We start from the raw sequence: 24931 nt of genomic DNA on the forward strand, positions 1-24931 counted from the left end.
AAAATTATTTTTCCGTGGCAGCTCTTAGCTCCAAAAGAAATCCCTTAAATTCATTTAAAGTATGGATAAGCTGCAAATTGACCTCGGTTTGTTCCCTATAAGAATTCAGGTGCTTGATAGCGCCATTAATGGTCAATTTCTTCTGTCTTAGCAAATAATAGATCAATTGCAGATTCTTTACATCCTCTGGCCGGAAAAACCGGTCACCCTTTTTATTCTTCCTAGGTTTAAGGATCTTAAATTCATTTTCCCAGAATCTGAGTAGCGAATTATTTACTCGGAACCATTTTGCCACGACACTAATGGGATAATATTGCTTCTGAAACAACTCTTCATCTGGCGGCACATTAATCAAATCCACCTCGGCATCAATTTCCTTAAATGATTTTCTGCCTCTTTTTCTGATTGGCACCGTCTGGTCCTCTATATAATAAGGCTTTTTAGCACTATTACTATCAGTATTTGGTTGCTTTTTAGCTTCGTCTAAGTCCTCTTTTGATTGATTATCAGGTGTTTTCTCATTTTTTTCTTCTAATTGATCAGAAACTTCCGACTTGGAAGCATGTTCAGCAGCCTCATCAGCAAAGCTATCAGCCTCCGTTTCAGTGGTATTTTCAATTACCGTAGGAAGGGTAGGTAAGCCTGTATTGTTCAAAGGAGCAACTACTTTTTTCTCTTCTTCTTTCTCCACTTCCTTCTCTTTCTCTAATTCCGCCTCCACTTCTTCTGTTTCTGCTTCGGCAGTGGCTGAATCTACTTCTGATTCGCCGTCAGCATCCGTATGATTGGAGAAGTCATCTGGTGAAAAAGATGTGTCAAATGCAGCCTCTGGATCCTGTTGGGTTATTTCTGAGGTGGACAGCTGCTGCGAATCTTCGCTTTTGCTTTGATCTGGCTCATGATCTGATTCGTGGCTTGCATCTTTCTTTTCAATTGATTCATCTGCGTTATCCAGATTTTCCGGATTCTCCTGAACAGGCCGAGGTGGCATCTTAATGGATTCGATCTTGACAGACTTAACGGTTTTGACAACCACTTTGACCCCAAACTGCTCATTAGCGAAGACAACGCCACTAGCTGGTGGATTATCGCCCTGTGCTTCATTTTGATCCTGCATATGATGATCCTGATCCTTCTCCTGCTCCTGGGTCTGAATTTGTTCCTTCCCCGGGTCTGCGGATGCGGGTTGAGTGAGGGCGGGGGCGGATGGCTGGTCAGTTGCTTCAGCAGGCACTGTTGGTGTGGCTGGCGCTACAGATTCATTTTCCACGCCTTCGGTATTCAGGGCATCATTAGCCTGATTATTATTGTTATTACTATCCTGTAAAGAGGTAGACGATTCGTTGGATGTTACGTCCGATTCGGTTTCTGAATCAGTTTCATTCGCATCTAAAGATGCTTCTGTAGATGCTTCCGTGGCGTCCTCGCTTGATTCAGAAGTGGATCTTAAGTCTTGAACGTCTTTTGAAAAGTCGCTGGCTGCTGGTTCTTTTTCACTATTGATCTCCTTGGATTCATCATTCTCCTGCTCCAAATCAGATGCTTTTATTTCCTGCTTTTGTTGAGGCGGAGTCAGTTCAAAAGTTGATTGAGCATTATTGGTCATTTGCGCATCCTCCTCCTGGTCCTGGTCCTGGCCCGAAATAACATTTACTGTATTTTGTTGGGGAGTATCGGATTGTGCTGCAATTGGATTAATCTGTTCATTTTCATCAGAGGATGCGTTTTCTTTTGCTTTATCTGTGTTTGCTTCAGGTTGTTCTTTAGTCTCCTGGGCTGGCTGCTGGTTCGGTTGCTGATTAGCCTGAGTTTGATCATTAGGGACTTCAGTGTCATCAGTGACTGAATCCTCTTCTGACGCTTCTGAGATTGCTGTGGAGCCTGTTTGTTGGGCTGCTTCATCCTTCGATTGTGACTGCAGCTGTGACGGTGGTAGGGTAGTTTCAGCCGCTTGCATTGCCATTACAGGCTGCTCAGGAGGTGTGGGAATGGCAGCTGCCTGCTCCAGGCCTTGTTCCTGCTGCTCTTGCTCATTAGGCTGCTCCTTTGACTGCACCAGCACTAGATCTTGCGCTAAAGAGGCAGCCGGTTCCTCAGAGGAAGGGGCTGACGGCTCCGTTGAAGAGTCATCTGGAGATGCTTTGTCAGGGGTAGAGCCTGCTTGCTTGGAACCATCTTTTGAAGCTTTCTTTTTCTTTTCTGGCTTAGGTGCCTGTTCACCAAAATCAAATAGGGACAACTGCTGCATATTGTAAAAATAATAATCCTGAACAATTTTACCCTAAATTTATGCAGAATTGCCGAGTGAATGGCTTTAATTTGTGCAAACTTTAGCAGGATAGTGGAGCAATTAAATCCAAAGAATACAATTTTAGTGACAGGAGCGACAGGTCTGGTAGGAAGCCAGATCATTCAAATGTTGGATCCGACTGCCTGCAAAATCATTGGCCTGGCCAGAAATCCTCCAGAATATCCAGGTGAAAGTCTAAGTAATCATCCAAATGACCGCCCAAATGATAAAATCGATTGGATACAATGCGATATACTGGATGTAGTGGCGCTGGAAAAGGCCTTAAAAGGGGTAACTCACGTGTATCACGCAGCTGGTCTGGTCTCATTTGATCCAAAAATGAAAGACCAGGTGATGAAGATCAATGTTGAGGGGACAGCTAATGTTGTTAATGCCTGTATTAAAAATGGGGTGCAGAAATTGCTGCATGTAAGCTCTGTAGCGGCTATTGGCGAAGCCAAAAGCGCTAAAAATCTCATTCATGAAAAGCTGGAGTGGAATGATCATGGCGCTTCTGATTACGGTAAAAGCAAATATCTTGGAGAAATCGAGGTCTGGCGGGGGCTCTGCGAAGGTTTAGATGCAGTTGTCATTAATCCTTCTATTATAATAGGGGCGGGGGACTGGAATATAGGTTCAACTGCGATGTTCAAGTCCGTTTATGACGAATTTCCCTGGTATACAGAAGGGGTTCATGGATTTGTGGATGTCGAAGATGTGGCTAAGGCTGCCATTGATTTAATGAATAGTGGTGTAGTAGGGGAAAGATTTATTATAAATGGGGCCAATATCTCCTATAAATTTTTATTTGATTTGATAGCTGACGGTTTTAGTAAACCGCGACCGGGAAAAAAAGTGACTCCTTTGCTAGCGGAATTTGTATGGAGAATCAAGTACTTGAAAGGAAAATTAACTGGCAAACCATCCATATTAAATAAAAACACGGCACGTACTGCTTTGAGTATATGTGAATACGATAACTCAAAACTGAAAAAAGTGTTACCGGAATTTTCTTTTATGCCTATAAAAGAAACGGTAGAAAGAACTTGTAACCTGTTGAAAGAGAAATACGAATTATAGAAGATTTTAACAGTTTTGGCTCGAATTTTATTCAATTTTTAGCCTTCCTACCCATCAAAATCGGCTAAATTTGCCTCAATTCTTGAAGATTATTTAATTTTTTTTTGGATAAAAGCAATTTTATTCCGAAAATTACATTATTAAAGATGGCGATCCATTGTGCCTTAAGGGCGGCCAGGATGGATCATTGATGATATTATTCCTTTTTTCTAAGATTCCCGGGATCAGTGCCGGGAAGCATAAAAACAAGTTGGAAATAGTGAAAAAGTTCTTATTCCTAAGTGTGGTGGGCCTAGTAATGTGTGCATTTACGACTCCTATAACAAATATTTCAAGCGCAAACAGCGTGCATCCGGTAGATAAGGATTTTCCTTCTCTGCTTCCTAATAAACCAGTAGGTCAAACAATGGCCTATAAATATGTTGATTCTGTTTACAATAGAATCAAATTAAATGATGTTGGTTTAAAAAAGGATGTTTTTTATAAAGCATTTAAAGGGTATGAATACCTTGAGAGTAAAGGCATGTTGGATAAGCCAGATTTGCTGACCATAGTAGATTACAGCCAAAGCAGCTCGCAGAAACGTCTGTATGTGATAGATCTGAAAGCAGGTAAAGTGTTATTCAATACCTATGTTTCGCATGGCAAACGCTCCGGTGGTGAATATGCCACTGCATTCTCAAATGTCGTAGACTCCCATAAAAGTTCCCTTGGTTTTATTATTACTGGTAAATCTTACCGCGGAGGTTCTGGTTTCAGTATGCACTTAAAAGGCGTTGAACCAGGTATCAATGATAATATTTATAGAAGATATATTGTGATGCATGGCAGCCATTATGTCAATGCCCGTCGTGCCGATGAAAATGAAACAGGTCGCAGTTTTGGTTGCCCGGCAGTACCCTATGGTCAGCAATATGCCATTATCAATAAGATTAAGGAAGGAAGTTGCTTATTTATCTGGGCACCAGATAATCATTATCAGGTTACTTCCAGAATCCTCAATGCAGCCTTCCAATGGCCTGTACTAAAAAAGGAAAGCAAATTTAAAGAACTATTAGCCCCTATTAATAATACTGCGAACGCTGGGTTAGATGGCGCAGCAGATGTAAATAACAGCAGTAACGGATAGGATAACCTATTCCAATGGAGATTATAACAGCATAATGTTGTTATTCTAATTCAAGAATGCCCAGTCTACTGATTGGGCATTTTTACTGTAAACGCTCTTTTGCGCTAGATAGTCAGGTATTGGTAGATTATTGGATTTGGACTAACTTGCCCAATAAATATTATCTGAATTTATAAAATTACAAAATGGGAAAGGAAATTATTAATACCAGTGCAGCGCCAGCACCCGTTGGACCTTATAATCAGGCGATCAAAGCAGGTGGTGTCTTATATGTGAGTGGACAGATTGCCATTGATCCTAGCACCAATGAGCTATATAGCGGTGATCTGTCAGGAGAAACACATCTGGTGTTTAAGAATCTGGAAGCTGTTTTAAAAGAAGCAGATTACGGTTTTGAAGATGTGGTAAAGGCGAGTGTGTTTTTAAGCGATATGGGCTTATTTGGGCAGGTAAATGAGATTTACGGGCAATATTTTCATAAAGACCCTCCTGCCAGGGAATGTGTGGCCGTTAAGACCTTACCTAAAAATGTAAATGTTGAGATAAGTGTAATTGCTTACAAAGGGTAATTGCCGATAATTTTTTCGGATTTATTACGCTAATTAAGTAGAAAATACAAGCCGGAGCATTTCTAATACGGATTAGTTATGCTCCGGCTTATTTTTAAGCATACAATTATTCTACAGTAACCTCAGCGTCTGGTGCATTTTTCTTCACTGATTCGATGCCGTTCTCCATTGCTGCGGTGGTCTCGTACAGTTCACTGGTGCCAATCACCTGGCTATTGCCGGCTCTTAGGTTAAAAAAGGGCTTTCCATTGGTGGAAGTCTTTCTTTCATACCTACTATCGTCTTGCGCATTGGTCTTTACTGACTCAATTCCATTATGACAGGCGGCCTTGGTTGTATAACCTTCGCTCGTCAAAATGGTTTGGCCGTTACCGGCTTTCAGGTTGAAGCGGAATTGATTATCCTTACCAGTTTTAACAACAAACTTTCCCATTGTTTATTATTTTGAAGTGAATAGATTCCTCAAGTTAATAAAAATTCCAATTATAGACTAAAATTATGGCCATTGATTATAAGTGAGATGTAAATCGAGTATATTTTTTACAAATAGCTGGTTTTACGAATCTTACGTAAACTAAACAAGAGTCTCGTAGTAATGGCCGAAAATACATTGATAATAAAATATTTCAAAGAGTAATTTTCACTCTTCACGATCCGGCAACAATTCAATTTAAGTTACCTCCATATTGAGGTCATTAAAGAAGATTTTAGCTTACTCTACAATCGCAAATTCGGGATTATCTCACAAATAAACTGCCATTTAGTTAAAGATTTATCGATAATTAGCGGGCCTGTTGCCATTCAGGAATTAATTTATGAATGGATCAAATTTCTTTCTCAAGTAATTATGGCAACAAACCAAGAATCAATAATAATCAAAGAAAACTATAAGGGATTCATAAATGCAAAGAGGACCTCCGAAGTCAACTTACCCCTGAACAATGCAATTGGATGAGCCCATTAGTATAAACTGAATAATATTATTGGAATCTTCCAAACGGAACCGCTTTTATGCATTATTATGCAATTGAGTCATCACTTATAATGATCTGACATTATGACTTCTACGATTACATCTGCCGACATTTTATAGTTGTTCAATATGGGCAATTTCAGTAACAATAACTGTGGCTCCGCCTGCTAGATGTTTGAACACCATGCTAAAACCGAAGCCTTAGTTATCCTAATTACTTCGAGCGTTTTTAGTTAATCCTTAACCTGAAAAGGCAATTAATGATATAAATGTTAATGCTCAAACCAAACACAAAATGATAAATATTCTTCTCAAATGATAACATTTATTTCAATGTCGCTATTTTCTTTAATTTAAATATATGAATAATAATCAAAAGGTTTCCCCTTCTCACACAGATTTAAATTATCCACTGACAGTTTCTATTTTATTATCTACAACTTCCAGAAACTCCTTTAATTTGGGGTTTGTATGTATTTCATGCGGTGCAGAAAAAAAACTTCTATTCATTGATTGAATATGTTTTTTGAAATAATCCAACATTGCAGGGTCATTATCTACCAAGATTGAGTTCCTGCTTTCTTCTATACATACCCTTCCTGTTGTTCCTGAACCTCCGAAAAAGTCAAGAACTAAAGAGCCTGGATAAGACAATCCCTTTACAAACCTGCGGATTAGTTCAAATGGTTTTTGTGTCGGGTGTCCGACACGCTCCGTAGAGTTCCCACTTAGTCGTCCAATTTCCCAAACATTTGTTGGATTTTTACCTTTTTCAATACTTTCTGGCAGAAGGCGTTTATCTTTTAGTGCTGCTTTTTACTTTCTTCATCATAAGCCACTCGAACGGAATCCAAATCAAAAAAATAATTTTAGTTTTGGAAAGCCATATTGCTTCCTCGTGTCGATTGGCGAAAAAACGATGCGCACTCATTCCGTTCTTGTAATACCAAATAACAAGGTTGGTGAAGCGCAAATCGGTGTCGTGTCTTACGTAGTGCATGATTTCCAATAAGTCTCCTTTTTTCAAATCTTGATATTGAAAACCGCCAAATATTACACAATTTCCGGTGTCTTTAAGAATTCGATGAATCTGGTCTAACCATTGTTTTGCCCAACCAAGATAGTTCTCAAAGGTATCCCAATGAGCTAAATCAATATTATAAGGTGGGTCAACTAAAATTAATTGCACCGAAGAATCAGGCATTTGTCTTAAAAACTCAACTGCATCTTTTGTGAATAATCCATGATAGGTCTTCGCAGGCTTTTCCGATTTAATTTGACTGCTATGTCCAATACCATTCTTTTTTAGCGTGTTCATTGCTATATGACCTGCATTGAAATGTGATTTGTTTGCCATATTATTCTATTGTTTTGAATGTTTTTAAATAATAATCCTCAGTCATAAAGTCCTCGCCAAATGTTTCTTTCAATAAGGAAACCTCCTCGTTAGAGAGCTTATCGGACGCATTTAGCATTTTGTTGATAAATTCTGAAATCTCCTGTTCGCTTTCTTTGCCTCGTAATTGCATTGTTTGGCTAGAAAGAACGAACTGTAATACTATAATTTCAGTTCGTTCTTGTTTAATTATCCCTGTTGCTTCAAGGATATTGAAAAGAAATGGGCATCGATGTTCTGCCCCAATTTCAGTAGCAACTTCAATGCCATTTTGATCACAATAGTTTGCAACAAAAGAAGTCCTAAAAAAATTTTGATAGACACTCCTCTTGGCAATCGTCGCTTTCCTTTCAACTCGATAGAGATAATTTAGCAATAAGCCAACTGCGTGCATGGTCAAGAATATTTTTGTAATTAGTTTTCCTTCGATTTGATTCTGCTTAATGAAATCACTCAGTTTTTCGTTGAATACTGAAGGTTGTGCTGTCATTTCCCAAGATGGTTCACCCCTGCTTTTGTCCTTAAATGTAAGATCAATTATTTTGAACAACGGTATGAGAGCTTCTGCTATATCTTTTCCCATTGGCGTAAGACGTAAGTTATATCTGGCATTTGCACCAATTTTCCTATCATCAACGATTAAACCAAGCTCCATTAACCCCTGTAATTTGTATTTTGTTTGCCGTTGAAAGGCACCTATTCTGCCTTCGTCAAGATTTCCTCTAATTCTGATGTATTTGTCATCCAGGTGTGTTCCTGTTAAACGCCCATCAAGCAACGTTTTCAGAATAAACAATATATGCCCAAGGTGTAGGCCTTGCGGAAAATGATAACTTGCTTCTGTAAACTCTCCGATTTCTCTAAGAAACTTCACCCAAGAGCCGAAAATTGTTAAATAACGAGCAACTTTAAATTCGCCTTGCTCATTGATTTCTTTTTGGGTCGGTTTATGCCCTAATGTTTCTGCTAAGTCATAGTATGCTGCAATTAAATCTTCTTTAACTATTTCTCTATCTTCTTTGTCTTGTGCATCCAGAATTTGTTCTACTTCTGCATCAAAGTGAACTTCGCATTTGGGAGAGTATTCGTAAACAAATTTTTCAATTCGTCCTGTTTGATGATTTATCTGTTCTTCCTTTCCATTGGAAAGATATTCTCGGATTTTATTCGCTTTTTGGTAGTTACTTATAAAATCAAGTATAGTTACATTGTCTTTTCCGCCGCAAAGCCTTAATCCTCTACCAAGTTGTTGAATGAAAACGGTTTTTGATTCGGTTGGTCGTAAAAATAACAAAACTCTTAAATCGGGAAAATCGACACCCTCGTTAAACAAATCAACCGTGAATGCAACGGTAAACTTATTATCTCTAAATTGCTTTATTAGTTCATTTCGATTTGTTGTTTCGGAAGTAATCGCATATGAGGGAATGCCGTTTGCATTGAAAAACTTTGCCATTGCTTCTGCGTGCTTTACAGATGCACAAAAGCCAACCGCTTTAAATCCTTGCCCTTTTTCTAAATATTCCTTTAATATCTGTTCGTTACGTTCATTTATAATTAAGGCTTTATCAAGATCGTTAACGTTGTATTTGTTACCCTTGTAGCGGATTAGCGAATAATCAATATTGTCTTTTAGCCCGTAATAAATGTAAGGAACAAGGAACCCGTTTTCAATTGCTTCGTTTAATGTGTATTCAAAAACTTTCTGATAATTGAACAATTCAAAGATATCTTTCCTATCCATTCGGTCAGGCGTAGCGGTGAGTCCAAGCATAAAGAAGTTTGGTCGGAAATAATCCAGGATTATTTGATAAGATTGAGCTTGTCCGTGATGAACCTCATCAACGATAATGTAATCAAATTCACTGGCTTTGTATTGATATAAGATGTCAGGATTTCTCAATGTGTCTTTTGAAGCAAAAAGAATACGGGCATTCGTATTTTCTTTTACATCACCTGTCAGTAGTCCCAAAGTTTGTTTAGGATAAATTTTTTCAAAAGCATCTTTCGATTGACTTAAAATATCAAGGCGATGAACTATAAATAGTATTTTACCCGTTGTGTTTTTTGTATCGAATGCTGCTAAAAATGTTTTGCCAGTTCCCGTCGGTAAAACAACAATGCCTTTCTTCCAGCCAAAAGACCTACGCAAATCTAGTTCTTGCAAAGTTACTTGCTGCAAATGATTTGGTTTAACTAAGCTTTCTGACAATAATTCGGGAATATTTCTGTAAATAAGGCGTCTTATGCTGTCACTGACTTGTTTTCTCCATAATGGGTGTTGTAGTTGCGAGTACGAAAAACGTAATAAAAAATACCCTGCGCTTAAAATTTCATTCTGACGGTTTAGGTTGTCGTCATACATTTCTTTTGCAATAACACCTTCTGCATGGTAAGTTTCCCCGTTTACCTCCAAGGCCAATTTTTTATCACCTTTCCATAATACAAAGTCTATTCGCCTTGTCCTGCCTTCCGAATCAAGAAATGGATATTGCGGAACAACATATTTTATATTATCTTCACCAAGCAAGGGGAATAAAAAATCTGTAACGAAAAGTCTCTCGCTTTCCTGAGTAATTCTGTTTTTATAAAATTCTAAATATTCCTGCAACCCCACTTTTTCCTTGCTTATAAGTAGGTTTGACCAATTTATATTTTCATTTATTTTGTTTTGGCTCATTTTTAATTTTTGGCTATTTTATCTGTTTAACTCTATTATTCTCAATGCTCCGAACCAATAGCTCAAAAAGTGGAATAAGAGTAATCATTGCGAAATAGAGTTTCATCATACTTGTTAATTAAGCAATATTTTCTACCGGTTAAATATTTTCTTAAAAGTGGAGCTATCATTATTTTTTCTTATTGGCTTTAAAAATTTCAATTTTATCGCCTGCAATTTTTAGTGTGTCAATACCCACCTTTTCTTCTATTATTCGGTAAGCGAATTGGTCACTGAGCATCTCCTTAATTAATAATTTTTCTTCTATTTTAAAAAATGTGGCAATATGTTTTATTTGATCTTTTGTCGGTTGTCGTTGGTTACGTTCAATTTTCCCTAGCAAAGAAGTATCGATGCCAATATGGCTTGCCACCTCCCTTAAAGAGAGCGATTCTCGCTCTCTCAGTGATCTTAAGTGTTCTCCAATGGTTCCAATGCTCTTTTTCATCGTCCGCATTTAGAATGTAATTTATTCAAAGGTAATAAAAGAAGATTTAAAGGACAAGTTTTGTCCATAAATTTTTACTAGCTGTCCAATTATGTTCTATTTTTATTTGTCATAGCAGTAATATTGATGGAAATTTAGGCAGCAAGTTCTTTAAGAAATTTACTTTTTCCGTGAAAAAATCAACAGATTTTTATTCACTATTGTCTGGGTAAAATTTAGGGAAAATGAGGTGATTTAGAAAACCCACCCCAAAATTTGGTAAATTTGAGATAACACCAAATCAATATTTGCTGTGGGCAAATCTAATGAATTTCCAGGACAGCTGGTTTTATCTCAAATTTTATATCTTATTCATGCGCAGACTATTGACTCCGCCACAAAGAAACATCAGTCTAACAGGAACTTCAAGTAGCTATCAGCTCGGGTTCATCTGGTTAGTTTATTGTATGGTGTCTTTAGTTATTGCAACGGATTGAGGGAATTATGTGAGGGGTTATTGGCTTTTGAGGGGCAGTTAACTCATCTGGGATTCGAAAAAGCTCCTTATACCTATAAGTTGCCCCAATGTACGCATTAACATTTTAACCCCTAGCCCCGGGTCCCGCATATGTTGTGCTGCTTGTTCCGCCGGTAGGATTGTGGGTGCCATCGGTATTTAAATCTTGATTGTAAAATACATCAGAGTCATTGTCTCCGAAATAATTACTTTAGATAAGGGTCAGATCAATAACGATGATGTCATTGTAGTTGGCTGCTGAAAAAGAAAGCTTATTATCTTTCAGGGCAAATGCTGTTGATATGCTATTATCTGTTTCTTTCTCGATAGTGACAGGTGCATTTTCATTTGTTCTACCATACGGTGTTTTGGTGGTTAGGGTTTTATCAGTGTTCAATTGTAGCGAGGTAGCGTCACTATATTGTAACTTTATATCGCTTATTTTGCCAGTGGGGTTTACTATAATATCATATTCAAGGCTACCATAGAGGTTATGGTACAGCACCAAATTAATATGAGGATACATATTCTTATAGGTTTTCTTCTCAAATGAAGCGGCTGTTGTATTACTAAAATAATTAGTGGTGTTGGTAGTGCCCCCTTCTGCCGCTTTGCCGCCGAAGTAATAGGAAAAATAAATAAAAATACCTGCCAGGGGAAGTAAAACAGCAGCCGGGGATGTTGCGCGATATCATATTCATCCAGTAAAACGCTACAGGCGTATTATACTCTTGTGGTTTTTTGGGCAAGGCTGTCCTTTTTTTTCAGGTCAGATTTCACCCTTTGATAATGAGCTGCCCAGATCCAACAAACAGGTTGTGCCCTTTGGTTTCTTTTAGGTTGAAATCTATAACATTTTTTGATTAACCGTTTTAGTCGGTTACCTGGCCCTTGTTCTAAATAAATCCGCTTTTAGCCTTGGTTAAAAATTGTAGGGCAAACTGGCATAAGAATAGTAAATGATTGCACATATTAATTAGGTTTAAGGTCAAACAATCTGCATTGGATGATGTTTTATTGCATACAAAAGAAACTAAAAAAAACAAAAAGCGAACATTTTTTAGCGGAAAGATAAGGCATCGATAATAATCGGGAATTGACGGCCAAAACAGTGCCGGTTTTCGCAGTAGTATTTGTATTTTACTTTGGAATTTTCCATGTGTAATGGGTATTAATTTAAAATTTTATACTTCAATAATCCCAATCTGCGTGGCTTACAGGCAAGTTGTTTAAGTCATTTTTTGTTTGTTTCCAGCTAGGCAGGAATGTGTCCATATAGTATAAAAAACGTTCATTATGATGTCTTTCTAATAGATGTATCATTTCATGAACTATGATGTATTCCAAACAGCTTACAGGTTTTTGGGCAAGCTCAAGATTTACCCACACTTTTTTCTCTTCTATATTGCAAGAGCCCCATTTGGTTTTCATCTGCTTTATTTGCCAACTGTTTACTTCAACGTTTAATATTTTTTTCCATTTGTTGATAATATCTGGGATTAATTTTTTCAATTCTTTTCGATACCAGCTTGTAATAACTTTATGCTTCTTCTCAACAGTAACATTCGGACTTATATACAAGTCAATGTGTTTTTTGGATTGGATAAGTACTTTGGGGACACCCTCAAAGTCAATAACATTCAGCAAATACCGTTTTCCTAGAAAATAATGGCTTTCTCTTTGCCTGTATTCTCTTGTCGGAATACGCTCCTGATTTTCAAAGTTTCTTTGATGCCTTTTGATCCAACTTAGTTTTGAAATGGCAAATAACCTTATCGCTTCTTCATCCGTATTTAATGGTGCCGCAATCCGCACTCTTCCTGTCGGTGGATATACAGCCAAATGGATATTTTTAATATCTTTTTTAATGACATCAATACTAATTGCTCCTATTTCTAACTGTTGTACCATTATTAATATTCTGGCTGACTTTTAACAATATTAAAAATTCGGTGGATATCTGTTTCTTTCGTAATACTATATATTTTTAACACGTTGGTTATCGCTATGCGTACCGCTTTGGTTTTGATCGGAGTTTCTTTCCATCCATCTTTCTTCGTTTTTAAAACGCAAATATCTAAAGCCAAAGCTAATTCTTCATTCTTACCCACATTGTCATATAGAGCACGTTGTGCCTGGGAAATTATAGTTTTAGGATATTGTTTATTAGTACTCGGTTTTCTGACTTTTGAAGAAAGCTCTATGATCTGTTGCAGGTATTTTCATATTCCAATGACTGTTCTTTTCTTCTCTTGATGAGTTCATCTAATAATATACTCATTTTGTCATAATACATTGGATTAGTTGGGCTTTCTTCAATGATTACCTTTCTTAAGTTGTTTTCGATGGTTTCAGCCATCGTATCCGGATTATTTTTGATGTTTTCGGGTAAATCATCAATAGCATATTTCCCTTTTGTAATCAATAGCTCTACTAAACTTAAATCATCAAAATTGGCTAACGTCCTGCTTGCTTCTGCATCGATATAACTGTCTATCAAATGACGCATAGCAGGTTCGTATTGCTTTAAATCAATATAATCGCCACTTGCAATCTGAACTTCCTTTCTCAGGTTTTCAAAATACCTGCAATCGGCTATTATTTCTGCTGTTTCTTTCTCTGTGTAACCGGCTTCATTCATTTCATCTGCAATATTGGCATATGCTCTTAAAAGGATGATGGTGTGTTTGTACAAGGCTGTTCTTCTGGGTTCGGTATCCTTTAGCTCATCCGGATTTTCAGTGTTTTCTCCGCAGAAGTAGCGAATGTATTCTATTGACCCTTTTGGTGGTTCTACCGGCTCAATCAATGCTTTTATGGTTTCCAGAGCTTCATCTAAACGTTCTTTACCTTTTTGCAAACGGTTTTTCAATAAACCGTCAATATCTGACTTTTCATAACCGCTAAATGCTTCGGATGTATAATCGTTAAATGCTTTTTCCAGGCTTTTAAACAAATCCATATAATCGATTATATACCCATAATCCTTATCATCACCATCTAAACGGTTTACTCTACATACCGCCTGAAATAATCCGTGATCTCTCAGTTTCTTATCTATGTATAAAAAGGTAGCAGGAGGAGCATCAAAACCTGTCAGCAATTTATTGACTACTATAAGCAACTTCATTTGAGCCGGTTCGTTGATAAACTTGCTTTTAACTTCCGTTTCAAATTGGTTTACTTTCTTGATGGCTTCGTCAGGATCTTCGTTGAAATAATTAGCCAGCATTTTTCGATAGATTTCGTATCGTTGCAATTTCTCTGTATATCCTTCTCCGCTGTCTTCTCCTTTAATATCGTTGTGATTGGGTACAAATGATGTAATGATAGCACAGTTTATAAATCCTGCTTGCTGGAAAAGCTCATAATAACGACAGGCATTGTATATACTGTCAGAAACCAATATGGCATTACCTCGTCCATTTTGCAATCGTTCTTTACGCTCCATATCGAGCATAATATCCATGACGATTTTTTCTAACCGAGATTTACTGCTGTAGATTTTTTTGATGGTTCCCCAGCGTTGTTTGAGCTCTGCCTGTGCAATTGCCGTTAATCCTTTAGTTTTTAGCTCGAACCATTCATCTATTCTATCAGGAGATCCTATTTTTTGGTCTACATCCCTTGCTTCATATCTTAAATCCAGAACTACTTTATCCGATACTGCTTCATCAAACTTATAAGTATGAATATAGCGACCAAAAACCTCTAAGCTGGTTTGCTTGTTCGTTTTAAGTAATGGTGTTCCTGTAAAACCAATAAACAAAGCATCCGGTATAAAATACGTCATAGCCTTGTGTAGTTTGTCGGATTGTGTTCTGTGACATTCATCCACGAATACATAGATGTCTCCTTTAGGTTGGTAATCACTTGGAATATTGTTTTTTAAATCCGTGACATAAGCCTCAATATCATTTTCATCCGTTTCTTCTTTCCCACCGAATTTGTGGATAAGGGAGCAGATTAGCCAAGGGGATGTATTGTTTAATGTATGTAACAGATCTTTCCCGCTTTTTGTCCTGTATATGTTCTCCTGGACACCATTGTACACTTTTTCTATTTGTTCATCCAGTTCCTCACGGTCTGTAATGATAAGAACACGGGCATTGGGATTATATTCCCTTATCCATTTGGTGAGCCATACCATTGTTAAGCTTTTACCGCTACCTTGTGTATGCCAAATTATGCCGCCTTCTTTTCTTTCGATAAAGTACTGTGCAGATTTGATACCGAAATATTGGTTTGGACGACAAAGTTTTTTGATACCTCGGTCATATACAATGAAGTCATGCATCATTTCTATTAAACGGTCTTTGTTTAGTAGCTGAATGATATTCCTATCCAGCAGATAAGTGTGCTCACCTGCTTTTTTTCTGATTTCTTCCGTGATTTTTAAGAGGTAAGGATAAGCTTTGCCCTTATCTTCATTTACTTCTTTCCATTTCAGATAGTATTTCTCTTTGTTGGTATCCGGGTCAATGGCTCCGTAACGCAAACCTTCCCAGTCATTGCCCGCCATAATGAACTGAACTGTACTAAAGAATGGTTTAATAAATATATGACGTTGGTTATCCAGGTTTTGACGGATACCCTCAGAAATAGAAACGGTGCTTCGTTTTAGTTCCAGCACGCCAATGGCTATACCATTGACATATAAAACAATATCCGGTCTTTTTTTATGAATGCCTTTTATGGTAACCTCTTCTGCTATAGCAAAATCATTTTCATAAGGGTTTTCCCAATCAATTAGATACACATCCTCACTATTTTTGCCCGCTTCCACTTTTACATTGACACCGTATCGCAGTAAGGTATATACTTCCTTGTTGACATCATACATGCTCTTACTCTGGTCATAAACAGCATTGCGGAATTTTCGTACAGCATTATCCACCAAAACAGGATCCAGCTTTTTCTTATTGAATAACCAACCTCTTAAAATGCTTTCTTCCAACTGACTGTTTTCTTCACGGTCTTGCCATTTTCCTAAATGCCTATAGCCTAATTCATTCTGGAAAAGATCGACGACACGATTCTGCGTAATTCTTTCTGTTGATCCGATTTTGGATTGGGAAGAGCCGGACATCAGCTTGTTCAGAATTTCTTTTTTTAAGCTGGCAGACAGTTCATTTTGATGATTGATCAGCACCAGACCTTTTGCAGGAAGAATGTGTTTACCATACTCGCCTTTATATAATTCAGCACTAAATTCATTATTATGAAATTTACCGAAATAGAAATTAGTGTCTGTATCTTCATAAATAGGTAATAAATCCAGTTTTCCTTCTAAGAAAAGGCTAATGTCTTCCACACTTACTTTTTTACCTATATATTCATAAGGATCATCATTCATCAGGATGAAGATGAAGTTATTTTGCCGCTCGTCCTGGCAAAACATGACAGTGGGCACTTCGTAGTAATACAGGTACTTTATAACTTCGAGTTTCATGAGATTACAATTTCTTGAAGGGTTACACCTTCGCATACAAAGTCTTTGGTTCTCCACCATGAGTGATGACTGGGGTTTTCAAAGGTTTGTTTTAATACGCCATCTTTTTCACTAAGCTTCAAAACAGCAATCGTTTTTTTCTTTCCTTTATTAAAAGGTAAACGAAAAAGTGCATTAAGCATATTATCCAAATCATCAAAAACAGAAACTGACCTTCCAATACAATCATCAAAACCCTCAGGTGTTGCCCTGTCTTCTCTTAATGGAGTTGGTAAAAAACAATCAGAATTTACTACTCCTTTGGGGATATAACGATAGTAAATTTTGTTTCCATCCGGAGCAAAGGCATCATCGTGTGGACAGGTAATGCCCAAAGCGGATAAATTTTCAAAATACGTTATAGGATTTGGTGTGTTCATCATTATAATAATCGTATTTTACCGGTTAATAATACTTGCATCATACTCTGCTTAAGCTGTTTTTGTTTCTTCAGTTTGGCCTCTAAAGCTAGAATTTCCTCATCCATATCGGATAGAATTTGAGCGATGCGTTTCTGTTCTTTTATTTCTTTGGGTGCAAAAAACTTAAAATTCACAAAATCTTTTTGATATAAGTGATTAATTGTTGATCCTGCACTAAGTTGGTCAAGGAAGTCCTTGAAAATCTTTGATGACAGGATATAAAATAAAAACTTAGGATCAAAACTATTATTAATAGCTCTTATAACAAAAACACCACTATTTAGAGTTGTAGGTTTTTTCAGTTCCCTTACCAAAGCTACTTTTCCAATAGTACCATCTTTTGTAACTAATACGTCATTTATTTTTAATTGAATATTTTTATCTTGACTGTACCTGTTTTCTTCAACATAAACACAATTTTTCCAATCGATATTTCCACTTGAAAAGTCTGTACCTGTAACTAAATAAAAATCACCAGTGTTTTTATATTCCGATTTAGTTAAGCCTTGCCAACCAATTCTAGCTTTTAAAGTAGCATCTTTCCCTAAGTTATATTCAATCCAATTTCTCTTAGGATTTAAAAGTTGTCGTATAGAGCCTGTTCTAATACCTTGCTTTTTAGCTATTAATTTTTCCAATGTAATAACAGAAGCATCAATATCATCCAATACTTGAGCTATAGCCACCTGCTCTTTTCTTTCTTTTGGAAGGGGAATTATAAATTTTCTGATTCTTGTTAACGCAAGTTTAGGTTGAGCACCGAGAGTTTTTTCTGAATTAATTTTATTCTGAATAAGGGAAGAATTCAGAATATGAAATAAAAACTCTTTGTTACATTTTATCTCAGTTAATCTATTTGCATTTTCAGTCAAATTAGCTCCATTTAATTTCTTAGGTGTGAAACCGACTACGCCCAGCGTTCCAGCAACTGAAATAAATATGTCATCTGTGAATATTCTGTAGTTTTTAATTCGAGGATATACATTGATAGGTACGTACATTATATTATCCAAAAGCACATTACCCGTAACCATATCAGCAACCCGTATATATGGGTATGGAGTTTCTTTAACAGATAAGGAGTTTCCTAAAGGCAGTCTTTTACCACTCTTAACTTGGGCAAGTTCATCAATGGTTTTAACCTCCCAGTCATCTGGAATTAATCCTATTTCTGTATGTTTCATTCCTTTTACCATGTGTAGTCCATTTTTTTTAGATGAGCCTCTACCTTTTTCGTAAAACCATCCAGATCATTAGTTAATTGAGGTAAAGTATATTCATAGCGTTCTGCAAGCTCTTTAATACGTTGTGCCAATCGATGACTAATATTGTTCATCTCATTTTGGATATGCAGTTCTATAGTTGCCATCCATTTCTGTTCAATCACTATATACTGGATTTCTTTTATTGTCAGTTTGGGGTATTTGGAAATTATTTTTTGCTCTAATTTTGTTTTTGCATTTTTAAGTTGAGCCGTTTTGTCAGCCTCTTCCGCATACAGCATATACAATAGTTCTAATACTTCATACTCTTCTTCATACTCCTCTTCTGTCTTTTTGTCTTTTTGAGGTGATATTACCTTAAATCGTTTTTGAACTGCAGTTTTATTTACTTTCCCTTTGTCATCGGAAACTTCGTCTAATAATCCTTCTTCACTACTCTTTACCTCTATTATTTCTTCTATTTTGGCTTTTACTGTTTCTATATCGCTTTCGAGCTGGTGAATGGCTTCCTGTTCTTCGGAAAAATATTCTTGTATCAATAATGCGGGAGGGATCAATCTTCCTTCCAATCCTTCAATACCGATAATCGCTTTTACAGTCTCTTTTTCTCCTTTCTTAGTTTTCCTTTCTAGTCGTTTCACTTCTTTACCAGCTTTCCAGCCATCGGCTGCTATTTCATAAAGATCATCTTGCATGATTTCTTCCCAGTATTCCATGATGTACTGGTACATACTGTATTGATCAGTCAAAGCTTTGCCTGCATATTGTTTAAGCAAACTTTCCGATAAATAATGGATTTCTCGCTTTGGATATAAACCTTTATCTAGTTTTCTGCAATGCCTTATGGTTTTGGTCCGCCACTCCTTAAAGACCTTTTGCATCTCTAGATCATATTGGACAAATTCAGTATGTTGGAATATGGCATCTTTGATGTTTTCTTTTTCTTCTAACAACTGAACATAATTCTTTCGGTTTTTTATCGGTTTGAACAATGCTTTTTTCAACGATGGATAAACATCCCAATAGATTTTTAATGCCTCTATGTCTGCCAATGGAATTCCACCTAGTAAATGAGCTTCAATATCCTGGATATCTTCTGGATCCTGGCTGTCAATGTAACGCGGAATGTTCAGGTTGTAGTCATTTTTAGGACCTTTTATCTCAGATAGAGGAATATCACGGGCATATTTCGGATCTGTTGTTATCTTGTTTTTAAAAGTATCTACAATCTTATGAATATCACGTTCTCTTAAACGGTTCTTGTTGCCATCTTTTTTAAAACCCCGGCTGGCATCAATCATAAATATACTTTTACGATCCTTTGCACCTTCTTTATCAATTATCATCAGACAAGCAGCAATACCTGTTCCATAAAACAGGTTCGGTGGTAATGCAATTATCGCTTTAATATAACCTTGCTTGATAATTCTCTTCCGAATTTCAGCCTCTGAATTTCCTCTAAACAGGACACCTAAAGGCATTACGATACAGGCTTTCCCTTTTGACTTCAGCGACTTAATCAGGTGAAGCAGGAATGCATAATCTCCGTTTTTCCTCGGAGGAATGGCATATCCTTCAAATCTTTTATAAACATCTTTATCTGGAACTAATCCATTCATCCATTTTTATAACTGAATGGGGGATTAGAAACTGCATAGTCAAAAGTTTTTAACTTTCCTGTTTTGTCATCTGTAAATTTAGGATCTGCCATTGTATTACCCTGGCGTATATCTGCATCTGCGAAATTGTGGAGCCACATATTCATTACAGCCAAAGCACGTGTGGCATTATCATTTTCCTGACCATAAATAGTGATACCATGTGGAGCTATATCGGCCGATTTTAACAAAAGAGAGCCTGAGCCACATGTGGGATCATATAGCGTTTCGGATTGACTTTTGGACTTGTCAATACCAATTATCTGAGCCATAATTCGTGAAACTTCCGACGGAGTATAAAACTGACCTTTACTCTTGCCACTTTCAGTAGCAAAATGACGCATTAAGTATTCATAAGCATCACCTAGTAAATCATCACCTTCCGCTTTGTTTTTACTAAAATCCAGCTCCGGGCGATTGAAAATATTTAATAAGTTGGTAAGTAAATCTACTTTTTCTTTACCACTTCCTAATTTTGCATCATCATTGAAGTCGGCTTCTGTAATAATTCCCGATAAACTGTTTGCTTTCGCAAATTCTCCTATTACTTTATTAATTTTATCACCAACATCACTTTTACCACGATATTTCAACATATCATAGAAACTGACTTCCTTGCCTTTAGGCATTTCAATCACTGGCGTTTTGCCTTCTGCTAGCTCTTTTTTTACCTTGTCCGATACATACTTCATAAAGAGTAAGACCAATACATAATCTTTGTATTGGCTCGCATCCATACTTCCCCTAAGTTCGTCACAACTTGCCCATAATGAGCTATATAATTCTGATTTCTTTATTGCCATTTATATCTTTTCTAAAATTTCTTGTTTTACAAATTCGTACGCTTCATTTATGTCGTATGCAATTCCACTTCTCAACAATCCGTTCATATCTCCTGTGAAATCTGCATCTTCAATTTTCTTTTCCATATTTTCGAGGAATTCCTTTTGGATAACAGTATTTCCCTCTTCATTCATATAGTATTTGAACGCTTCAATGACCTCTTCTACATTTACTTTCGCATTATTCAAGGCATACCAAAAATCGAACAAATCACGTCCTTTCTTGCGTTGGTATAAAGCTCTTAGTTTGGTTGCCAATAATTCATCTAATCTGTAAGTTGGTATTAAAGCTTCTCCATTGTCCCATTCGGAATCCAACTTTACAGGAATATTTTGCAAGCCATAAACAGAAAAGTGTTCCCTGGTATTGACTTCTATTTTTAGTTTTATGGGTACATCATCTTCCGAAAGAATACTGTACACAATGGTGTTGTTATGCTCTTTTTGTTTGATGCGAGGCTTTCCTAAAAATGCAAGCTGTTCCTGAATCTTGTCAATGATTGCTCCGAATGGCTCTGCTTTTACCTGTACCAAATCAATATCTTCTGAATACCTGGCTGCCGGAGCCAAAAACAATTTATGTAAGGCTGTCCCTCCACGAAACGCTAGACGTTCTTTGATAAATGCATCACTGAACAAGGCAATCAATGCCCGCTGTATAATCAAATCCTGTTCCACCTGGTAGTTTTCCTGCCAGGGCGCCTGCTTTCGCCATGCGGTTATGTACGACTGTGGTATCATATATCTGCTTCTATTTTTACGTTAGGCACAATTTTCCATTTGTTGCCAGTTATCATATTTTCAGGTTTCTTTCTTTGTGGTCGGAGTAAAACGGGATAATATCCAATAGATTCAAGATAGCTGTATAAGGCATTACTCAATTCATTCTCCTCTAAAATGCATTCCAATATATATCCCAGGCGTTGAACTACTGATATTTCATCATACTGCTTTACAGTTTCTACTAATTTATCAGGGTTTATCACTTCTTTCAATTCCTCAATTACAGTAGCTACCCGGTTAAATCCGCCCACTTCATTATAATAGCTAACCAAATCCAAGGCGGTCAGTTCCGGTGATGAAATATTGATATAACCCGTATCTACTTTTTTCTTTATGATATCCTTGTTATTCCAGGATTTCTTGATGTAAAAATAAATGTCTACTTTATCATTTTTGATCGGCCTCAAAGCAATACCTTCAGTAATTATGGAATAGTTTTGGGGTTGCTGATGAGCTGCCCCGTGATAAGCGGCTGCGTTTAATAGGCCCACATAATAATCCCGGTTCAAAAACTTCATCAGGTCATTTACATACAGACTGGTCGGAATAATACCTCTGGCCCTGTATTCGGGTGGAACAATGACATAAAAACCTCTACGAAGCATTACTACGGATTCCTGATTTTTGAGCCGTTGCAAGGTTTTCTTCAAAGCATTTTCAGATACGCCTAATTGATTATGCAATCCTTCGGTAGTAAAGCTATACTTACCGTTTGCCCTTTGGTCATCAATATAGGCGTTTATATATTTGTATTGTTCGGCCATGGTTTTAGTAACTGATTGCGATATGGGTTGGATTTAAACGCTTTTGCAATGGCAAACTTAAAGGTTTGCAGGATTAATTTCAAATTTTTTGTCAATTATTTTAGCATATCAGTTAAGTTTTTATTTGCAATAGGGGTCTAATTGTCACTCATTATGCAATATAAGACTTTTTCTGCTGTCAATTCGTGGTAATTTATATTGAGAAAGTGGATATCTGATACTGTTCATTTGTCAATAGCAGCTCTAATTATAGCCTTAAAACCAAAAGGTTATTTTTCTGCATTTACTTTGACTTTTGCGACTTTTTCATTCGATAGTTGTCCAACTATTGTTGGTAAATTTATTGTCTTTACTCAAAACAATACTCAAATGGCATTCACTTACCTCTATATCCGTGTCAGCACGGATGAACAAAAGAGAAAAGGTTATTTTAGACACCAGCCATAAAGTTTACCACCAAACACCAATAAATGATACCGCTCTTTTGCTGCCTGCTACAAGTCATGCACAGAGCCTCGGATAGAGCATCTATTCTTTACATCATGTATTGGAAAATCTTTTTAAGGAGATGCTTCCGCTCTGTAGCAGGCTGATAGGCGTTGGTCGTGCCATCGCCGGTTTTGCGGCAGTCTGGTATATAGGCTCCAGGGTATGGGGCCACATAGCCAGGGCGGAGCCGGTGGATTTTTATCCTTTGCTGAAACCCTTTGGATTGGGGATCGCTATATTATTTCCGGCGCTTATTAGCATGATGAACGGCGTATTGCAACCTGTCTCTGATGCGACAGCAACAATGGCACAGGACAGCAACAAAGCCATTGAGATTATCTCAACCAGCAGAAAAAGCAGGTGATGGAACAGCCGGAGACTGTAGGCGCAACATCATCAGGATCCCCGGACCAGTGGGCGCAGTATGAGCAGCCGGATGACTCCGGACAGCCAAAGGGTTTCTTGGGTAATGCCTTTTCCTTTTTCCGGATAAAGGAAATGTTCATATCCTTTATAAAGGATTTTCTTGAGATGCTCTATGCTGTAGCAGGACTGGCCATCGATACGATACGGACCTTTTACCTGATCGTACTGGTTATTATCGGTCCGCTGGTGCTTGGACTGGCCACTTTTGACGGTTTTCATCATACGCTCAGTCATTGGGTAAGCAGGAATATCAATGTGTTTATGTGGCTGCCTGTTGCCAATATTTTCGGCGCTATCAGCAGCAAGATACTGGAACTCATGACGGTGGATGACAATGTAAACACCTTCGCCTATCTCATATTTATGGTGATCAGTATTGTTGGCTATACAACGGTGCCTTCGGTGGCGGGCTATATTATGCAGGCCGGCGGTGGCGGTAAAGACACGTTACTGCATAAGGCTAATAAAATGCTTCCTGTTGTCGGTGGCAAAATATGACCAGGAGCCTCTTCATTTTATCATTTCCTAAAATATCATCATGCTGAAACAACTTAGAAATATAGAAACCTCATTTCGTCACGTATGGCTTTTTACACTGGTGATCATCTGTGTTAGTGTTGCATTCTGCTGCTTTACTGAATATAATGCCTTTAAAAAAGTCTCCGAGATACAGAATAAAATATGGATCCTGTATAATGGTAAGCTGGTGGAAGCAATGGCCGCCAACAGGGAAGACAATCTCCCGGTGGAGCTACGCGACCATATTAATATGTTCCATTACTGGTTCTTTACTTTAGACCCTGATGAAAAGGACAACGTTAAGCATATAACAAAAGCGCTGTATCTGGCCGACGGTTCTGCCCAGAGTGTTTACAGCAACCTCCGGGAAAGCGGCTTTTTCTCCAACGTAGTCAGCGCCAATATTTCCGAGCGGATACAAACAGACAGTATCAGCCTTGACCTCAACCGGGATCCGTTGTACTTCCGTTATTACGGTAAGCTCACTATTACCAGGCCGACCAGCATTGTCACCCGCAACCTTGTTACTGAAGGATTGCTGCGCAGGTTTAAACAATCCGACAACAATACACACGGCTTCCTGATCGAAAGGTGGCAGATCATCGATAACCATGATCTGAACATTCAAAAACGCTAGAAAACAATATTATGTTCTCATTACTAAAAAAGCATCCGCCTTCCGGCAATCCGGGCAGGTTAGCAAGGTGGGCTGTTGTCCAACAGCGGAAAGCGGCCGATTACCTGAATGCCAGTAGGGTATCTGAATCGTATAACCGAAATGGGCAAAAAATATATTACACCAGATGGGAAGTACAGTGAGATAATGAAATGGGCATTTGAAATGATTGCAGACAGTAATCTTATTGTAGTGGACGTATGGAGAATAGCTAAAAAGAAGGGATTAAGATGTGGTAAGAATAATTTTTGGGTAGCGCTCCGGAACCCTGTTTACTGTGGTTTGATCTTCATTCCTAAATATAAGGATGAAGAAAGCAGGCTTGTTAAAGGGTAACACACACCTCTTATTTCTGAAAGTTTGTTTTACCGGACCCAGGAAGCGCTTGATGGGCGGCTGCGGAAGCCAACTTATACTCCTAAAGTTGTTTCAGATGAATTGCTGCCACTAAGAGGCTTTTTAGCTTGCCTCAAATGCGGTGATAATCTGACTGGCAGTGCTTCAAAAGGAAGGTCGCAATATTATTATTATTATTATC

The 24931-nt window shown here is 37.6% G+C and carries 24 protein-coding genes and 1 pseudogene; 9 read left to right on the forward strand and 16 right to left on the reverse strand.

The features are described 5' to 3' along the window. Nucleotides 1-4: 4 nt before the first annotated feature. Complete coding sequence (locus FSB73_RS24885) at nucleotides 5-2248, reverse strand: MerR family transcriptional regulator (protein WP_225973965.1); 2244 nt, start codon at nucleotides 2246-2248, stop codon at nucleotides 5-7. Between the two features lie 93 nt (nucleotides 2249-2341). Between FSB73_RS24885 and FSB73_RS12130 the strand changes: the two genes are divergently transcribed. The 3 genes from FSB73_RS12130 (at nucleotide 2342) to FSB73_RS12140 (ending at nucleotide 5068) form a co-directional block, all read left to right on the forward strand. After that, nucleotides 2342-3370 (forward strand): NAD-dependent epimerase/dehydratase family protein, encoded by a 1029-nt coding sequence (locus FSB73_RS12130; RefSeq protein ID WP_158639520.1) that lies wholly within the window; start codon nucleotides 2342-2344, stop codon nucleotides 3368-3370. Between the two features lie 259 nt (nucleotides 3371-3629). Then, nucleotides 3630-4499, forward strand: coding sequence for a murein L,D-transpeptidase catalytic domain family protein (locus FSB73_RS12135; RefSeq protein ID WP_158639521.1), 870 nt, complete (start codon nucleotides 3630-3632; stop codon nucleotides 4497-4499). Between the two features lie 185 nt (nucleotides 4500-4684). Further along, entirely contained in the window at nucleotides 4685-5068 is a 384-nt protein-coding gene (locus FSB73_RS12140; protein ID WP_146782437.1) for a RidA family protein, read from the forward strand. Between the two features lie 106 nt (nucleotides 5069-5174). Here FSB73_RS12140 and FSB73_RS12145 read toward each other — a convergent pair whose 3' ends face one another. The 5 genes and pseudogenes from FSB73_RS12145 to FSB73_RS12160 form a co-directional block, all read right to left on the reverse strand. Then, on the reverse strand, nucleotides 5175-5501 hold the full coding sequence (locus FSB73_RS12145; RefSeq protein ID WP_146782440.1) for a YegP family protein: 327 nt from the start codon (nucleotides 5499-5501) through the stop codon (nucleotides 5175-5177). A gap of 1077 nt (nucleotides 5502-6578) precedes the next feature. Further along, nucleotides 6579-6830 (reverse strand): annotated as a pseudogene (locus tag FSB73_RS27600) (DNA methyltransferase); the annotation flags it as partial. Between the two features lie 7 nt (nucleotides 6831-6837). Then, nucleotides 6838-7398: a site-specific DNA-methyltransferase gene (locus tag FSB73_RS26695; RefSeq protein ID WP_262712320.1), complete on the reverse strand. Its 561-nt coding sequence runs from the start codon at nucleotides 7396-7398 to the stop codon at nucleotides 6838-6840. 1 nt (nucleotide 7399) lies between these two features. Further along, entirely contained in the window at nucleotides 7400-10117 is a 2718-nt protein-coding gene (locus tag FSB73_RS12155; protein WP_146782443.1) for a DEAD/DEAH box helicase family protein, read from the reverse strand. A gap of 169 nt (nucleotides 10118-10286) precedes the next feature. After that, complete coding sequence (locus FSB73_RS12160) at nucleotides 10287-10604, reverse strand: helix-turn-helix domain-containing protein (RefSeq protein WP_158639522.1); 318 nt, start codon at nucleotides 10602-10604, stop codon at nucleotides 10287-10289. A 430-nt stretch (nucleotides 10605-11034) separates the two neighbouring features. Between FSB73_RS12160 and FSB73_RS27605 the strand changes: the two genes are divergently transcribed. Continuing rightward, a complete protein-coding gene (locus tag FSB73_RS27605; protein WP_146788356.1) occupies nucleotides 11035-11181 on the forward strand; it encodes a DUF4372 domain-containing protein in 147 nt (48 codons plus the stop codon). Between the two features lie 130 nt (nucleotides 11182-11311). Here the strand turns inward: FSB73_RS27605 and FSB73_RS12170 are convergent, their stop codons facing one another. The 10 genes from FSB73_RS12170 to FSB73_RS12205 all read right to left on the reverse strand — a co-directional run bounded on the left by FSB73_RS12170 (nucleotide 11312) and on the right by FSB73_RS12205 (nucleotide 22283). Then, the gene (locus tag FSB73_RS12170; protein WP_449371700.1) at nucleotides 11312-11755 is read right to left on the reverse strand and encodes a DUF7948 domain-containing protein; all 444 of its coding nucleotides are present in this window, start codon (nucleotides 11753-11755) and stop codon (nucleotides 11312-11314) included. Between the two features lie 536 nt (nucleotides 11756-12291). After that, a complete protein-coding gene (locus FSB73_RS12175) occupies nucleotides 12292-13011 on the reverse strand; it encodes a M48 family metallopeptidase (protein ID WP_146782451.1) in 720 nt (239 codons plus the stop codon). 2 nt (nucleotides 13012-13013) lie between these two features. After that, a complete protein-coding gene (locus FSB73_RS24890; protein ID WP_225973966.1) occupies nucleotides 13014-13211 on the reverse strand; it encodes a hypothetical protein in 198 nt (65 codons plus the stop codon). A gap of 89 nt (nucleotides 13212-13300) precedes the next feature. Then, on the reverse strand, nucleotides 13301-16456 hold the full coding sequence (locus tag FSB73_RS12180) for a type I restriction endonuclease subunit R (RefSeq protein WP_225973967.1): 3156 nt from the start codon (nucleotides 16454-16456) through the stop codon (nucleotides 13301-13303). Between the two features lie 92 nt (nucleotides 16457-16548). Beyond that, on the reverse strand, nucleotides 16549-16974 hold the full coding sequence (locus tag FSB73_RS12185) for a hypothetical protein (protein ID WP_146782454.1): 426 nt from the start codon (nucleotides 16972-16974) through the stop codon (nucleotides 16549-16551). Continuing rightward, the gene (locus FSB73_RS12190; protein ID WP_146782457.1) at nucleotides 16974-18209 is read right to left on the reverse strand and encodes a restriction endonuclease subunit S; all 1236 of its coding nucleotides are present in this window, start codon (nucleotides 18207-18209) and stop codon (nucleotides 16974-16976) included. The genes FSB73_RS12185 and FSB73_RS12190 overlap by 1 nt, the downstream gene beginning before the upstream one ends. Continuing rightward, entirely contained in the window at nucleotides 18203-19855 is a 1653-nt protein-coding gene (locus FSB73_RS12195) for an SAM-dependent methyltransferase (protein ID WP_262712321.1), read from the reverse strand. The genes FSB73_RS12190 and FSB73_RS12195 overlap by 7 nt, the downstream gene beginning before the upstream one ends. Then, complete coding sequence (locus FSB73_RS26700; protein ID WP_262712322.1) at nucleotides 19852-20697, reverse strand: class I SAM-dependent DNA methyltransferase; 846 nt, start codon at nucleotides 20695-20697, stop codon at nucleotides 19852-19854. Before FSB73_RS26700 ends, FSB73_RS12195 begins: the two co-directional genes overlap by 4 nt. Next, nucleotides 20698-21414 (reverse strand): nucleotidyl transferase AbiEii/AbiGii toxin family protein, encoded by a 717-nt coding sequence (locus FSB73_RS12200; RefSeq protein WP_225973968.1) that lies wholly within the window; start codon nucleotides 21412-21414, stop codon nucleotides 20698-20700. Nucleotides 21415-21473: 59 nt separating this feature from the next. Then, nucleotides 21474-22283: a type IV toxin-antitoxin system AbiEi family antitoxin domain-containing protein gene (locus FSB73_RS12205; protein WP_146782463.1), complete on the reverse strand. Its 810-nt coding sequence runs from the start codon at nucleotides 22281-22283 to the stop codon at nucleotides 21474-21476. Nucleotides 22284-22481: 198 nt separating this feature from the next. On the opposite strand from FSB73_RS12205, the gene FSB73_RS12210 reads away from it, so the two are divergent. From FSB73_RS12210 to FSB73_RS12230, 5 genes are all read left to right on the forward strand, one after another. Further along, on the forward strand, nucleotides 22482-22730 hold the full coding sequence (locus FSB73_RS12210; RefSeq protein ID WP_146782465.1) for a hypothetical protein: 249 nt from the start codon (nucleotides 22482-22484) through the stop codon (nucleotides 22728-22730). Between the two features lie 121 nt (nucleotides 22731-22851). After that, entirely contained in the window at nucleotides 22852-23136 is a 285-nt protein-coding gene (locus FSB73_RS12215; RefSeq protein ID WP_146782467.1) for a hypothetical protein, read from the forward strand. Continuing rightward, nucleotides 23136-23696, forward strand: a complete 561-nt coding sequence (locus FSB73_RS12220; RefSeq protein ID WP_146782470.1) for a hypothetical protein — start codon at nucleotides 23136-23138, stop codon at nucleotides 23694-23696. Before FSB73_RS12215 ends, FSB73_RS12220 begins: the two co-directional genes overlap by 1 nt. A gap of 40 nt (nucleotides 23697-23736) precedes the next feature. Then, nucleotides 23737-24354, forward strand: coding sequence for a conjugative transposon protein TraK (gene traK / locus FSB73_RS12225; RefSeq protein WP_146782474.1), 618 nt, complete (start codon nucleotides 23737-23739; stop codon nucleotides 24352-24354). Between the two features lie 141 nt (nucleotides 24355-24495). Then, nucleotides 24496-24729 (forward strand): hypothetical protein, encoded by a 234-nt coding sequence (locus tag FSB73_RS12230; protein ID WP_146782476.1) that lies wholly within the window; start codon nucleotides 24496-24498, stop codon nucleotides 24727-24729. The last annotated feature ends 202 nt before the right edge of the window (nucleotides 24730-24931 follow it).

This window comes from Arachidicoccus ginsenosidivorans (assembly GCF_007971385.1).
GTDB lineage: Bacteria > Bacteroidota > Bacteroidia > Chitinophagales > Chitinophagaceae > Arachidicoccus > Arachidicoccus ginsenosidivorans.